Below are 14,824 nucleotides of genomic sequence, written 5' to 3'. Positions count from 1 at the left end.
CAGGTCCTTCACGGCCGGATGAAGGGAGGGGGCTCAGGTCTTGCCGCCGGTCGTCCGGCACCCGGTCTTGCCGCCCCCTCCATCGCTGTTCGAGGTCGATTACCTCCCTGCCGAGGGTGGCTCGCGGTGATCAGGGGCCGCCGTGAGCAGGACCGTGATTGACGCGGTGGCAGTACCCAGCAGTGTGCGTAATCAGTGGTTCCTCGGTAAAGGTGTCGGCTGCGGGCGCGCGTACCGGGAAGTTCGGCAGTGGGGTTCCAAGTCAGAGCAGACGCAGGACGGGCGACGGGGCCGGCTGCCGAAGGGTGGAGCTGTCACAGGCCACTGAGCAGTTCGTATCACCGGCAGTACGCAGCCCCCCTTTGGGTAAGCAGTTGTACGGTCGTCTCGACGACGACTACCCCGCCTACACCATGGGCGGGCTTGTACCCACCTGGGTTCCCAAGTGGGGAGGCAGACGCATCCCGCCCTTCGCGGCGACCCTCCCCGCGACGATCGCCGGCCTCTTCTTCACCGCCCTGATGGTCCACTGGGCGTTCGGGGCCTTCCGCCTCGGCGGTGCTGACGGCTTCCCGTACACCGAGGGCTGGGACGTGCTGGCGATGACGGTCAGCGGTCTGTTCACCCTGTGGGGCCCCCTGCTGCTGGCCCTGACGTTCGCGTATCACCGCCGCCGTCGCCCCCGCTGATCTGGTCCCAACGAGAAACCCGCTCGGTCAGAAACTGGAAGACGAGTGCCGCGCCGCAGCGGTCGAGTTCCATGCGCGCCCGCACGGGAGGAAGAGACCAGCGTGGCGATCGCCTCGGACGAGTCGTTCTCCGGCTCAGCCGCCCGTTCGCGGGGGCAGGGGAATTCCGGCGCCCGCGACGCGGGCACGGGCCGACAGCCCCCGGTTCCTCGCGGCCACGCGGAGATCCGGACCCCGGGCGGGGGATGCCGTGCCCGGGATCCGGATCTCCCGCCGTGGGAGGCGGAAACGAGCGGGCTACCGCGCGGCCGGTACGGAGTCCTCGAAGGTCGTGCCCGCCGACCGGTACGCCCCGACCTTGGCGGCCACCTGCGCCGGCGTCAGGACCTGGTCCTTGACGTGCAGGACGTAGTCGACCTTCTGGTCGTACGCGCGCGGCGTCGTCGAGGTCTGGCCGGCGAGGTCGATCAGCCACTGGTTGAAGTTGATGGACATGGGGCGTTCGGGGAGGTAGCGCGCGTCGTGCCGGCCGAACTCCTGGCCGTCGACGTAGTAGACGATCGCGTGGTCGTCGACGGTCAGCACCAGGTCGTGCCAGCCGGCGTAGCTCGCCCGGACCTCGGAGTGCTGGTTGACGGCCTCCCACGGGTCGGGCCGATAGGTCTCCCACGACGTGGTGTAAAGGATGTTGCCGGGCTCACCCCAGCCCCCGTTGGGGAGGTACTCGAAGTCGTACTCGGCGTAGTCGTCGGCCATCGGCGCCTTGAGGTCGTTGATGGTGAAGAACGTCTGGACGATGCGGTCGCCGTCCGGGCCGGACAGCGGTGCGTCGGAGAACCGCACGCGCGCCGCGTAGGTGCCGTTCTTGAACTTCGTCGCGCGCGTGAGGATCTCGGTGTGCCGGGTGGACTCGCCGGTTCCGGCGGTCGAGGTCCGCAGGTTCATGATCGAGTTCGTACCCTCCTTCGCGAAGGTGACGTTCTCGGGAGCCCATGTGGCTCCGGGCACCCCTGGGCCGCCGGAGTTGGAGCGAACGCTCCAGCCGTGGTTGGCGATCGCGGGGTCCGTGTGGCCGGTGTAGTCGAAGTCGTCGAAGAGCGCGGCCCCGGTGGCCGGCGGGGTGGTCGGGTCGGTCGGAGTCGGTGTCGGTTCGTTGCCCGCGGGGGCGGTGCCCCAGACCGCCACGCCGCCCACGGTCGCCGTGACCTTGGACCAGTTGGCGTACGTCGTCTGGCTCGGACCGAAGGAGTAGTCGTCGTTCTGGTTGAGCGGCTGCCAGTTGGAGCGGTGGAAGCGAAGCTGCATGTCACCGGTGTTCGCGCCGGGCGCGAGGGAACCCGCGCCGGCGGTGAAGCCGATCTCGAGATAGCGGTCGGCGGTCGCGGTGGGCGCGGCCAGGGTGCCGAAGGCGCCGGTGAGGTTCGCGCAGCCCTTCACGGCCCACGAGCAGGCGTAGGTGTAAGACGCTCCCGCCTCGGCCTTGAAGTAGTAGCGGACCTTGACCTGGTTCAACGGGACGCTCGACGTGCCGGTGTTGACCACCTTGAGCCAGGGCTCGGCCTGGTCGCTGCCGCCGGCGCTCTGCCGGTACTGGACGGCGACGGCCTCACCGGCCGCCGCCGCGGGGAGCGCGGTGAGCGCAGTGGCTCCCAGCCCGGTCACCGCGGCGACGGCGAGCGCGGCACGGAGCCGCAGGTTCCTGTTGATGTTCCTGTTCCTGGTCGGGTCACTCATGGGGATTCCTCTCCTTGATCGGGGTGGTGCGGGGGGTCAGGGATGGCACAGGGAGGCCGGGGTCGGGACCGGCCACGCGTCGGGACCGGCATGGGCGGGCTTACGGGGGCGCGGAGGAGACGGGCGCCAGGGACGAGGACGTCGCGGAAAGACGGCGCGGCACCCCCAGGGCGTCGAGCCGGGTCCTGTGGTGGCGGAGGCGTTCTTGGAAGCCGGCCCAGTCGTGCCGGCCGGTCCAGACGACCTCCGCGAGGGCGCAGAGCCGGGGGAAGGCGAGGTACTCGGCGTGTGCGGCGGTGGGCACGTACTCGGTCCACAACTGCGCCTGTGCGCCGAGGACCTGGGCGGACTCCTCCGCGCTCCACTCCGTCGGCGCCGGGTCGGTTTTGTGGACGGCGCGCAGGTCGACGATTCCGCCTCTCTGGCCGGGCGGCTCCCCGGGGTCCGCGGACTGTGGGTAGTCGAGGTAGGTGGTGCGGTGAGGTGTCATGACGACCTGCTGTCCGCGGCGGGCGGCCGTGCGGCCGTGGCCGGCGTCGCGCCACGGCATGACGGTGAAGTACGGCGGAAGATCGGCGCCGTTCTCGGTCCAGCCGAGCGGCCGGCGGCCGGCGTCGAGAAGGTGGCGTCCGATCCGTTCCATGAACCAGCCGTGCAGGGCCTGGGGACCGGCCAGCCCCTCGTCGGCGGCCCGTCGGCGCGCACTGGGGGAGGCGTGCCACTCGGTGGTGGGGCACTCCTCGCCGCCGACGTGGACGTACGAGGAGGGAAAGACGTCCGCCACCTCGTCCAGGACGGTACGGCAGAAGTCGAGGGCTTCGTCATGGACGCCGAGGACGGTGTCGCACACGCCCCATCGATCCCAGACGTCGTACGTGCGGCCCGGCTGATTGCCCAGCTCGGGATAGGCGGCGAGGGCGGCGCGGACATGGCCGGGCATCTCGATCTCGGGCACGACGGTGACACCGCGCTCCGCCGCGTACGTGACCAGTCCGGTGAGCTCGGCGCGTGTGTAGGCGCCGCCGTGCGGCAGCCCGCCCACCTCGGTGAGCCGGGGGAGTGCGGCGACCGGCATGCGCCAGCCCTGGTCGTCGGTGAGGTGGAGGTGGAGAACGTTGAGTTTGTGGAAGGCGAGGAGGTCGACGTAGCGCCGCAGGAAGGACACGGGGCGGAAGTGGCGGGCGACGTCGAGCATGGAGCCGCGCCAGGGGAAGCGGGGCGTGTCGGTGATCTGCGCGCAGGGGACCGACCACTCGATGCCGGCCGCGGGTTCCGCGCGGAGCGCTTCGACGGGCAGGAGTTGGCGGAGTGTCTGAACTCCGGCGAGGAGGCCCCGGGCGCGGGCCGCTCGCAGCAGCACCCCTTCGGTGCCGATGGTGAGACCGTAGCCCTCCTCGCCGAGGCCGGTGAGGGCGCGGTCGAGGGCCAGGACGACGGAGCCGTCCGGACGCGCGGGGAGCGGCAGGCCGGCGGCCGGGCCGAGCAGGGTGCGCAGCAGTCCGGCGGCGGCCTCGGCGCCGGGCGAGACCCTGAGCGCGGTCGTGTCGTCGAAGGTGAACCTGCCGGGCAGGAGCGCGAGATGAGTGGGTTCGGGAACGAGTCGGGGCTGGGGCATCGCGATGCGTTATCCCTTCACGGCTCCGCCGGTCATGCCGGCGGCGACCCGGCCCTGCAGGACCAGGAAGAGGAGGAGGACGGGCAGGGCGAAGAGGGTGGAGGCGGCCATGGTGGCGCCCCAGTCGGTGCCGAAGACGTTGGAGAAGGACGAGAGCCATACGGGGAGCGTGCGGTCGTCCTGGTTCTTGATGATCAGCATGTTGGCGAAGGCGAACTCGTTCCAGGCGGTGATGAACCCGAACAGCGAGGTGGCCAGCAGCCCGGGGGCGAGCAGGGGGAGGGTCACCCGGCGGAAGGCGGCCGCCCGAGTGCAGCCGTCCACCTGCGCGGCCTCTTCGAGCTCGGCCGGGACGGCCGCCAGGAAGGAGCGGAGGGTGACGATGGTGAAGGGAAGGGTGACCATGAAGTAGATGAGGCTGAGGGTCACCAGCCGGTCGAGCAGGTCGGCGTCCCGGACGATGACGTACATCGGGATCAGCAGCGCTTCCCAGGGCGCCATCTGGGCGATGAAGACCATGAGGATGAAGCCGCGCCGGCCGCGCCATCGCATGCGGGCGACGGCGAACGCGGCGGCGAGCGCCACCACCAGCGCGAGCAGGACGGACCCGGCGGTCACGAGGAGACTGTTGCGCCAGAAGATCCAGAAGCCGTCGGCCGCGACGGCGTTGCGGAAGTGCTCCAAGGTGACGGAGACGGGCAGGAAGTGGGGCGTCTCGGACTGGATGCCGCGGGTGGGCCGGAAGGCGGTGAGGACCATCCAGTACACCGGGAAGACGGCCAGGACGAAGACGAGTGCCGCCGCGGTGTTCAGGGGGAGTCGGCGCAGGGCGCGCGGTTTCACCGGTCGGCCTCCTGTCGGAGCATCTGGCGGAAGTAGGCGATCAGCGCGGTCACGAGGATGAGGACGGTGAGGGTGGAGACGGCCGCTCCGAGGTCGTACCGGTGCAGGGACTGCGCGACCCGGTAGGCGTAGACGGGCAGCGTGGTCGTCGCCTCGCCCGGTCCGCCCTTGGTGACCGCCCAGATCTGGGCGAAGCAGCGGAAGACCCAGATGACTTCGAGGCAGAGGACGAGTCCGAAGAGCGGCCGCAGGAGCGGCAGCGTGACCGAGCGGAAGATCCGCCAACCCCCGGCTCCGTCCAGCCGGGCGGACTCGTACAGTTCGGAGGGGACGGTCAGCAGCGCGGAGTGGAGCGTGATGGCGGCGAAGGGTACGGACTGCCAGACCACGAGCAGGACGAGGACGGTGAACGCGGCCGGGCCGTCGGCGAGCCAGGAGTAGCCCGCGAAGGACTCGAACCCGAGCCGTACGAGTACCCAGTTGACCACTCCCAGGCGGGAGGCGAAGAGCCACTGGAAGACCGTCGTGGTGGCGATCACCGGGCTGGCCCACGCGAGGACGAGCCCGCTCGTCACCACGATCCGCATACGCCGGCCGAGTCGCCGCATCATCAGCGCGACCAGCGTGCCGATCACCATGATCAGTACGACGTTGACCAGGGTCCACCAGAAGGTGCGCCGGACGACCTCCCAGAACGCGGGGTCGGCCAGGACGGTCCGGTAGTTGCGGAACCCCACGAAGTCGGCGTCGCCGCGGATGAGTTCGCCCATGCCGTACTGCTGGAACGAGATCAGCAGGTTGCGGACGAAGGGGTATCCGAGGAGGAGCACCCCGCCGAGGACGGTTGGGGCGACCAGGAGACAGGGCCAGATGGCCGGCCCGTTCGGCTGCCGCGTCACGGGTCGTGCGTCCCGTCTCACGAGCCGAGGGTCTTGGTGATGCTCCGGGACGCGTTCGCGGCCGCCCGCGCGGGGTCGGTGCCGGTGAGCACGGCCGTCATGTACTGCTTGATCGGGTTGGTGGCTTCGACGGCCGCCCACTGCGGGGAGTTCGGTGTGGCCCGGCCCCGCGCCGCGCCCGCCGCCATGGCGGCGGTGCCCTCGTCGTCCTGGATGACGCCCGCGAGTGTGGTGCGGTTGGGGACGTAACTCATGGTTCTGGCCATGTCCGTCTGCCACTTGTCGCCGGCCAGCGCCTTGACGACCTCGTAGGCGGCCTCGGGATGGGCCGAGGCCGCCGGCACGATGAGGTCGGAGCCGCCGGTGAAGACGGCGCCGGGCTTCTCCGCCGTCCTGCCCGGGACAGGGAAGAAGCCGAGCTTTCCCTTCAATGCGGGGTTGATCTCCTCGACGATTTTCGCGCCGCCGGGTACGGCGATGATCTGGGCGACGTCGCCCCTGGCGAAGACCTCGGCCTGCGGGGGCTTGGCCTCGTCGGAGTCCTTGGGCCCCTTGCCCAGGGCCTGCAGCTGTCGGTAGAAGTCCATGCCGGCGAGGGCCTGTGGCGTGTCGAGCGTCCCCTTCCAGGCCGTGCCGTCCTTGACCGCGAGGTCCCCGCCCTCCTCCCAGATGAAGCCGGACAGGGTGTACCAGTTCTGGCCGGGAAGGTAGATGCCCTGCGTCTTGCCCCGGTTCAGCTTCGTGGTGACGGCGAGCCACTCGGCCTAAGTCTTCGGCGGCGCGGTGACGCCCGCGCGGGAGAAAAGGTCCTTGTGGTAGATCACGACGCGGTTGGCCGCGTACCAGGGGATGCCGTACTGCTTGCCGTCGACCTTCCCGGGTTCTGCGAGTCCGGGAAGCCAGTCGGCGCCGTTCAGCTCAGCCGTTCTGTCGGTGAGGTCCCGAACGCCACCGCTCGCCGCGTACTGCGCGACCTGGGTGTTGCCGACCTCGATGACGTCCGGGGCGTCCTTGCTGGCGAGGGCGGCTGTGACCTTCTCGCCGATGCCGTCCCATTCCTGGATCTGGACGTCGAGCTCGATGTCCTTGTGCTCCGCCTGGAAGCCGGCGCGGAAGCGGCTGAGGAAGGCGTCGGTGACGCTGTCCTTCATGATCCATACGGTGACCTTCTCGGGCCCGCCGGAGGCCGCGGGATCGCCCGATCCGCTACAGGCCGTGGCGGCGGTCGCGACGGCCGCCGCGAGGGCGACGGGGGCGACGAGGGGACGAGTGTTCACGGGCACCTCGATGCATGGTTGACCAATTGGTCAGGTTGTCAGCTGTGTGACCAGAAGGTGGCATGGTGCGCTTCGGTCGTCAATCCCTTGAAAAAGATGGGCTGTTCACTCAGTGACACGTCAACCGAGGACGCTAGTATCCGACTTACCAGTTGACCAGTCAGGAGAGCGGCATGAAGGACGGCTCCTTTAGCGGAGTGCTGAAGCGGGAGCGGGTACGAGAACACCTGCTGGGCCTCATCGAAGGAGGCGGCCCGGGGGACCCGATCCCGTCCGAGCGCACCCTGTGCGCCGCCCTCGGGGTCTCCCGCCCGACCCTGCGTGCCGCCGTCGACGAGCTCGTCGCCACGGGCGCGCTGGTACGGGAGCACGGCCGCGGCATGTTCGTCGCGCCCGCCAAGATCACCCAGCAACTCGCCCCGGACGACGTGCCTTTCGCCGTGCCCCGCGCATCGGGCAGTTGGTCCAGCACCGTCCTGGAGTCCGCCACGATCCGGGCGGGCGCCCGCATCGGCCGCCGGCTCCGCCTCTCACCCGCGGCCGAACTGCTCTACGTCGCACGCCTCCGCCTCGTCGACGGCTCTCCCATGGCCATCGAGCACCTGCACATCCCGGCCGACCTGGTCGGCACCGTCCTCACCCCGGAGGAACTCGAGGCGGGCGACCTCTACGACCACCTGCGCGAGCACCACCGGGTCCACGTCCGGGAAGCCACCCAGTCGATCGAACCCACCGTCGTCAGCGAGAACGAGGCCGCACTCCTGGACGTCCCCGTCCTCTCGCCCGCCCTGCTCATCGAACGCCTCACCCTCGACACCGCCGGCCGTCCCGTCGAGTACGTCCACTCCGTCTACCGCGGTGACCGTTACCGCATCGTCTCCCGCCTCGACTTCACCCGCGACGGCCACGTGACGTCCTCGACCGAGGGAGATGCATACTGACCCCAGCCGACGGCGCACCGGGGAGGGGCAGGATGGAGCTCAAGCGGGAGCGCGTCCGTGAGCATCTGCTGACCATGATCGACAGTCGCCGTCCGGGTGACGCCATCCCGTCCGAGCGCACCCTCTGCGCCGCCCTCGGGGTCTCCCGCCCGACCCTGCGTGCCGCCGTCGACGAACTCGTCGCCACGGGCCTGCTGGTACGGGAGCACGGCCGCGGCATGTTCGTCGCGCCCGACAAGATCACCCAGGAGCTGGTCGCCGAGAACCACGTGGCCGACGCCCCCCGGAGCCGGGGCAGTTGGACGAGCACGGTGCTCGACCTGCGCACCGTACACGCCGGCGCCCGGATCGGCCGCCGACTCGCGATCTCCCCGGCGTCGGAGCTGGTGCACGTGACCCGTCTCCGACATGTCGACGGCGCCCCGATCGCCCTGGAACACCTCCACGTCCCGGCCGACCTCGTCCCCGGACTCACCGCCGCCGACCTGGAAGGCGGCTTCTACGCCCACTTGCGCAGGCGACGCGGCATCCGACCGGCCCACGCGGTCCAGTCGATCGAGCCGACCGTGCTGAACGAGGAGGAGGCCGCCCTCCTGGAGGTGCCGGTCCTGTCACCCGCACTGCTCTTCGACCGGACCACTTCGGACACGGGCGGCAGGCCGGTCGAGTACGTCCGCTCCCTCTACCGGGGCGACCGTTACCGCATCGTCTCCCGCCTCACCCTCGGCGAGGGCCGGGCCGACCTCGCAGCGGCGGACGTGGGGCGGGGCGGGGCGTGGTGGGGGACGGTCGAGTGACGGCTGCGTCTCTCCGCCCCTCCGCCCGGTGAGCAGCGCAAGGGCAAGGGCGCGGGCCACGGCTTGCGCGTCGGTGGCCACCGTCGCATAGTCCCAAGTATGGACGCGCGCGAGGCGGCGCTCCGACGGGCGCATGACCATGCCGTCCGGTGGCTGGCGAGTCTGTCCGACCGCCGGGTTCCCGCACGCGCCTCGGTCGACGAGATCGTCCGCGCGCTCGGTGCCGAACTGCCCGACGACCCCAGCACCCCCGCCGACGTCGTCGACCTGCTGGCCACGGCCTGCGAGCCGGGCCTCACGGCGTTCCCCAGCGGCCGCTTCTACGGGTTCGTGGTCGGCGGCACCGAACCGGCCGCCCTGGCCGCTGACTGGCTGGTCAGCGCCTGGGACCAGAACTGCGTGATGCGCGCGGTCTCGCCCGCGTACTCGGCGGCGGAGGACGTCGCCGGAGCGTGGCTGCTCGATCTGCTCGGCCTGCCGAGCACCGGCTCCGTCGGCTTCACCACAGGCGCGACGATGGCGAACTTCACATGCCTCGCCGCGGGCCGCGACACGGTGCTGCGGCGCACGGGCTGGAACGTCGGCCGCGACGGCCTCACCGGTGGCCCCGCCGTACACGTCATCGCCGGAGAGTCCCGGCACATGGCCATCGGCATGGCGCTGCGCTACCTCGGGCTCGGCAAGCCCGACCTGGTGGAGGCGGACGATCAAGGACGCATCGAGCCAGACGCCCTGCGACACGCGCTGACGGCCGGAGGGCAGAGCCCCACGATCGTGATCCTCCAGGCCGGCGACGTCCACTCCGGCGCCTTCGATCCCTTCGTCGAGAGCATCCGGGCCGCGCGCGAGGCGGACGCGTGGGTGCATGTCGACGGCGCCTTCGGACTGTGGGCGGCTGTCTCGCCGCGGTACGCCCGTCTGACGGCGGGCTGCGCGGACGCGGACTCCTGGGCGACGGACGCCCACAAGACCCTGAACGTCCCCTACGACTGCGGACTCGCGATCGTGCGTGACCCCTCCGCGGTCCGGGCGGCGATGGGCGAACGCGGCGACTACCTCATCCAGCACGAACAGGGGGACCCCATCGACAAGGTTCCCGAACTCTCACGGCGTGGCAGGGCCTTCACCGCGTGGGCCGCCCTCAGGTCCCTGGGCCGCTCAGGTGTGACCGACCTCGTCGAGCGGCTGTGCGCCCACGCCCGTACGTTCGCGACCGGCATCGCGGAGATCGACGGTGCGACAGTGCTCAACGACGTCGTGTTCACCCAGGTCTGCGCCGAGTTCGGCAGCGACGAACGTACGGACCGCGTACTCGCCAGGCTGCTCGAGGACGGCACGGCGTGGATCAGCGGCTCCACCTGGCACGGCCGGCGCGTCATGCGTATCTCGGTGAGCAACTGGTCCACCACGGACGACGACGTGAGGCGCACGCTCGACGCCATCCGGCGCGCGGCCGTGAACGCCTGACACGGAGTCCGCCGTTCGGCGCCCGTCCGCGCCATGGACGCGCTCCGTCGGGCAGAGAGGCATCCGCCGGGTGTCCGAACCGTCCGGCGGGTTGCCGATGTGCCGCCGGACGGAACCCGCTTTCCGCGCCCAACGAGTCGCGCGCTCCCGGACGGGCCCGCGAAGCCCAGGATCAGCGGGACGTGTCGAGGATCAGCTTGCCGACGGTCCTGCGGGCTCGGAGGTCCTCGTGCGCGCGTGCCGCCTCGGTCAGGGGATAGACGCAGCCGACCTGTGGCTTCAGGCGCCCGTCACCGACCATCTCGAGCAGTTCCGACATCGGTTCGCGGTACATGCCGGGACGCCCGACCGCGTGCATCAGCCAGAAGCCGACGACCGCCCGGGAGCGGCCCATCAGTTGCGCCGCGTGGACGGGACGCGGGGTCTGCCGGCTCGCCATGCCGTACGTGACCAGTCGGCCGAAGGGCGCGAGGGCGGCGAGGGACTCGTCGAAGACCGGCCCACCTGTCATCTCGAGGACGACGTCGACCTTCTTGCCCTCGTTGGCCTCTGTCAGCCGGTCCTTGAGGCCCTCCGCGTCGGCGTCGACGGCGACGTCGGCACCGAGGGAGAGGGCGAGATCGCGCTTCTGGGGGGTGGAGGCGGTGGCGATGACGCGTCCGGCCCCGAACATCCTGGCGAGCTGCACGGCGAGGGATCCGGTGCCACCCGCAGCGGCGTGCACCACGAGCGACTCGCCCGGGGCCACGCGCCCCACGGTGCGCAGCAGGTGCCAGGCGGTGAGGCCCTGGACGATCAAGGCCAGGGCCTCGCCGTCGCTCACCGAATCAGGGACGTCGATTGCCAAGTCCTCCTGCACGGAAGTCATTTCGGCGTAACCGCCGTAGCGGTCCGCGAGGGCGACGACCCGGCGCCCGTCCTCCGTGCGGCCGACCACCTCACCGCCCGGGACCATCGGCAGGGCGGAACGGGACAGATACGAATCCTCCACCGCGTGCGTGTCGGCGTAATTGACGCCGGCTGCCGAGACGTCGATCAGCAGGCGGCCGGGTTCTGGCCGGGGATCGGGCACCTCCACCAGCCGCAACACCTCGGGCCCGCCGAATTCGGTGACGTGTATGGCACGCACAGTCGCTCCTCACACCCTGCCATGTCCTGCGGAACCCTCCAGCGGAGTCCGCCGACATCACGTTCCCATCAGGCGCGAGGCATTACCAACTGCTCAGTATGTGAGCTGCGCCACGCCCTCGACCTCGGGACCCCTTATGGATTCCCCAAGCAATTGTTTCGGACTTGCACCATGCGTGATGGCGGAAATTGTTTGGAGTGAGGCATTCCGTTGACGGCGAGTCAAATAGCGATCCAGATTATCTCAATCGGATAACGAGAAGATCGTCAAGGGCTAAACCATTCCTGCGGTTTCAGGTCAACTCGCATGCCTCATAAGGGATTTGATGAATCGTCATTTCGTACCACCAGGTAACGGAACGCACATATTCGTTCGGCCCCTCTATGTCTGAATTTTCCGTCCCGACGTTCTGGCAGGCTTCCGCGCACTGTTCCCCGATCAAGGAAGAGGTGCCACTTGTCAGGACGTCGAAGACTGAAGCCGCGCCGCCGTAGGGCGCCCGGTCTCATACTCGCCGCGGCCGTCGCCGCCATGGCGGTCGTCGCAGGCGTGACATACGAGGCCGCCGACCCGGCAGCCGGGACCGACCGCCCCCTGCAGCTCGCCCAGCCCGCCGGCACACCCACGACGGCGCCCGTGCCGGCCGCCGGGCCCGCGCGGGACGAGAAGCCGGAACCCCTGGTCAAGAAGCCGAAGAGCGAGCCGGAACGCGGTCTCGTCTACGAGGGTCTGACGCCTGCGCCCGCGGGGGATCCGTGCGCCGGCGTCTACCGCACGACGGTCGGCCACTGCACGCATGGCCCGGACGCCCCTCCGAAGGGCGTCGACATCAAGAAGGACACGCCTCCGGCCGTCGCGGCGGTCGTCCCCGCAGAGGACCCTGCCAAGCAGGTGCCCGACCGGTCCGACGACAAGGCGTCAGGTGCCGAACTGCCCAGGACCTCCACTCCCGCGCTCGACGCCGCCGCACCGGAAAAGGGCGACCCGCCGACGGGGGCGGCCGCCGGCACCCGCAAGGCCCCGGTGACCGCCCCGACCGGGCAGACCGTGCAGTGCGACGGTGACGGCACGACTGGCAACCGCGTCCAGGTGGTCTACGTCCACTCCCCGGGAACGGACCGGTACGCCACGTACCTGGCGTCCTTCCGCAAGTGGGCGGCGGACGCCGACCTGATCTTCTCCGCGAGCGCCGAGGACACCGGCGGCGTGCGGCACATCCGCTACGTCACGGGCTCCGACTGCGTGCCGACGGTGCTCAACATCGAGCTCCCCGCCGCGGCGCTCGCCGAGTTCAGCGCCATGAACCGGGCGCTCGCCGCCCGGGGTCTGGACCGCCGTGACCGCAAGTACATGATCTTCGCCGATGCCCAGGTGTACTGCGGCATAGGCACCTTCGCCGGTGACGAGCGGCCCGCCCAGAACAACCTCAGCAACTTCGGCCCCTCCTACGGCCGTACGGACACAGGCTGCTGGGGCGGCCACACCGCCGCCCACGAGCTGGGCCACAATCTCGGCGCGGTGAACAACAGCGCACCCAATACCAGCCGGGGCGCCCACTGCACCGACGAGTGGGACGTGATGTGCTACTCGGACAGCCCGTACTACCCGCGGATGCGTTCGATCTGTCAGGACGGCGCCTACGAGAACCGGCTGGACTGCAACCACGACGACTACTTCCACACCAACCCCCGGCCCGGCAGCTATCTGGCCACGCACTGGAACATGGCCGACAGTCAGTTCCTCATGCGTACCAGGGGAACCACCCAGCCCGATCCGACACCCACCCCCACGCGCACACCCACCCCGACACCGACAGGCGGTCCGTCCACGGCACCCACGGTCACCATCGGGCAGATCGCGCCGGACTCCGTCGTGGCCACCTGGCCGGCCGTCGGCAACGCCGCCTGGTACCAGCTCATCCTTGACGGCCAGGCCATCGGCTGGGTGAAGGGGAACAGCGCGCGCGTCTACAACCTGAAGCCCAGCAGCGACCACACCCTCGCCGTCTCCGTGCGGGACCTGTCCGGGAAGGACAGCGGTCCGGGCAAGGCCACGTCCTTCCGCACCGCCGACGCCGGCGGCGGCACGACACCGAACACGCGCCACGTTCTCACCAACGGCGCCACCGGCACGGCCGCGGAAGTGTGGGGCGGCAGGACCGCGGACGGAACCGTCCTGGTCGGGTCGCCACGCAATGGCTACGCCCATCAGCAGTGGTACATCGACGACGCGGGCAACGGTCACAGCCGTATCCGCTCTGCCGCGTCGGGCAAGTGTCTCCAGACAGGCGGTACGGCCGGCCCGGGCATGTGGGTGTCCCAGCAGCCCTGTGGCAACGCCGCCGCGCAGCTGTGGAAGCTTGCTCCCACCGGCAACGGCGTGATGATCACCGCGGGTGCGGGCCGTTTCGCGCTGGGCGTCAGCAACCGGCCGTACTACGGATCCTGGCTGATCGAACTCCAGCACGCGGGCGGGGCACCGGCTCAGATCTGGACGATGCAGAAGTCGGCCTGACCCCCCATGACCGGCTTCGGCCGGCGCCCGCCCCGATGACGGCCGGCGGACGGTGCCTGACCGTCCGCCGGCCGTCCACCCCTTCGGCCCTTCGGCCCTTCGGCCTCTCCGCCCTTCGGCTCCGTACACCGCCCCGTCCTTTTGGAGGACCCTGTGCACTCCCTGCGTTCAGCGATCGCGGCCACCGCCTCGGCAGCGGCCGTCGTGACCCTCCTCGTGGCCGCCCCAGGGACCGCCCGAGCCCACGGAGGCACCTTGGCGGTCGACATCACCGGTCACGACCACGGACGGGTGACGACACGGGTCACCTGGGAGAACGACAAGGACTTCGTCGACGAACGGGTCGCCGCCACCGTGAACGCCGTCAGCGCGGACGGCAGGCGCACGGAGGGGCCGTGGATGCTGGTGCGAGACCCCTCCGACAAGAAGCGCTTCACCACCGCGGAGGCGCTGCCTCCCGGCCGCTGGAAGGTCTCGGTCGAGGTGGGCCATCCCGCCCTCGGTCGCGACGAGGAGGACATCACCGTGGCCGCCACCGAACGGACGAAGACGCCGCCCCCTCCACCCGCGCCCGCGTCCCACCCGCCCACGGCCACGACAGCGGCTGCCGAGGCTCCTCCACGGCTCCCCGGCACCGCGGTGGCGGCCGGGGGAGTCCTCCTGGCCGGCGGCGCGGCTGCCGTGCTCATCGTGCGGAACAAGCGCCGAGGCAGAACGTGACACCGACGCCGTCTCGCGGCCTGTGGTGCCGCTCGCCCGGCCCGGGGTCACGTCTCGGCCCCCTTGTCACCACCATTGGACGTCGGTGTCACCGGTAGTCGACGTGGCCGGGCTTGTGGGGGCGTTCCTCCTCTTCGAAGGCGCTGCTCACGGGCGGCCCTTCCTCTTCGCACGGAGCTTCTTCGCGCGCAGCTTCTGC

General features: G+C 70.4%; 11 protein-coding genes and 1 pseudogene. 6 read left to right on the top strand and 6 right to left on the bottom strand.

Annotated features, from left to right (window positions below; genetic code table 11):
* The first annotated feature begins 362 nt into the window (after nucleotides 1–362).
* Complete coding sequence (locus IE136_RS16040; protein WP_189600684.1) at nucleotides 363–689, top strand: hypothetical protein; 327 nt, start codon at nucleotides 363–365, stop codon at nucleotides 687–689.
* Nucleotides 690–986: 297 nt separating this feature from the next.
* Here IE136_RS16040 and IE136_RS16035 read toward each other — a convergent pair whose 3' ends face one another.
* The 5 genes and pseudogenes from IE136_RS16035 to IE136_RS16015 form a co-directional block, all read right to left on the bottom strand.
* Nucleotides 987–2,423: a cellulose binding domain-containing protein gene (locus tag IE136_RS16035; protein ID WP_189600683.1), complete on the bottom strand. Its 1,437-nt coding sequence runs from the start codon at nucleotides 2,421–2,423 to the stop codon at nucleotides 987–989.
* A 100-nt stretch (nucleotides 2,424–2,523) separates the two neighbouring features.
* A complete protein-coding gene (locus IE136_RS16030) occupies nucleotides 2,524–4,038 on the bottom strand; it encodes a beta-N-acetylhexosaminidase (RefSeq protein WP_189600682.1) in 1,515 nt (504 codons plus the stop codon).
* 9 nt (nucleotides 4,039–4,047) lie between these two features.
* Complete coding sequence (locus IE136_RS16025; protein WP_158993352.1) at nucleotides 4,048–4,881, bottom strand: carbohydrate ABC transporter permease; 834 nt, start codon at nucleotides 4,879–4,881, stop codon at nucleotides 4,048–4,050.
* A complete protein-coding gene (locus IE136_RS16020) occupies nucleotides 4,878–5,780 on the bottom strand; it encodes a carbohydrate ABC transporter permease (protein ID WP_229818883.1) in 903 nt (300 codons plus the stop codon). Before IE136_RS16020 ends, IE136_RS16025 begins: the two co-directional genes overlap by 4 nt.
* A 17-nt stretch (nucleotides 5,781–5,797) precedes the next feature.
* Nucleotides 5,798–7,057, bottom strand: a pseudogene (locus IE136_RS16015) (extracellular solute-binding protein).
* Nucleotides 7,058–7,230: 173 nt separating this feature from the next.
* On the opposite strand from IE136_RS16015, the gene IE136_RS16010 reads away from it, so the two are divergent.
* The 3 genes from IE136_RS16010 to IE136_RS16000 all read left to right on the top strand — a co-directional run bounded on the left by IE136_RS16010 (nucleotide 7,231) and on the right by IE136_RS16000 (nucleotide 10,262).
* The gene (locus IE136_RS16010; protein WP_189600681.1) at nucleotides 7,231–7,998 is read left to right on the top strand and encodes a GntR family transcriptional regulator; all 768 of its coding nucleotides are present in this window, start codon (nucleotides 7,231–7,233) and stop codon (nucleotides 7,996–7,998) included.
* Nucleotides 7,999–8,030: 32 nt separating this feature from the next.
* Entirely contained in the window at nucleotides 8,031–8,795 is a 765-nt protein-coding gene (locus IE136_RS16005) for a GntR family transcriptional regulator (RefSeq protein WP_189600680.1), read from the top strand.
* A gap of 99 nt (nucleotides 8,796–8,894) precedes the next feature.
* A complete protein-coding gene (locus tag IE136_RS16000; protein WP_189600679.1) occupies nucleotides 8,895–10,262 on the top strand; it encodes a pyridoxal phosphate-dependent decarboxylase family protein in 1,368 nt (455 codons plus the stop codon).
* Nucleotides 10,263–10,434: 172 nt separating this feature from the next.
* On the opposite strand, the gene IE136_RS15995 is transcribed toward IE136_RS16000, so the two are convergent.
* Nucleotides 10,435–11,391 (bottom strand): quinone oxidoreductase family protein, encoded by a 957-nt coding sequence (locus IE136_RS15995; RefSeq protein ID WP_189600678.1) that lies wholly within the window; start codon nucleotides 11,389–11,391, stop codon nucleotides 10,435–10,437.
* Nucleotides 11,392–11,847: 456 nt separating this feature from the next.
* Between IE136_RS15995 and IE136_RS15990 the strand changes: the two genes are divergently transcribed.
* Together IE136_RS15990 and IE136_RS15985 are read left to right on the top strand one after the other, a co-directional pair.
* Nucleotides 11,848–13,905, top strand: a complete 2,058-nt coding sequence (locus IE136_RS15990) for an RICIN domain-containing protein (RefSeq protein ID WP_229818882.1) — start codon at nucleotides 11,848–11,850, stop codon at nucleotides 13,903–13,905.
* Between the two features lie 255 nt (nucleotides 13,906–14,160).
* Complete coding sequence (locus tag IE136_RS15985; RefSeq protein WP_189600677.1) at nucleotides 14,161–14,625, top strand: hypothetical protein; 465 nt, start codon at nucleotides 14,161–14,163, stop codon at nucleotides 14,623–14,625.
* Nucleotides 14,626–14,824 lie beyond the last annotated feature (199 nt).

The organism is Streptomyces lateritius, from assembly GCF_014649715.1.
Lineage (GTDB): Bacteria > Actinomycetota > Actinomycetes > Streptomycetales > Streptomycetaceae > Streptomyces > Streptomyces lateritius.
This window is presented reverse-complemented; position numbering and strand designations above follow the sequence as displayed.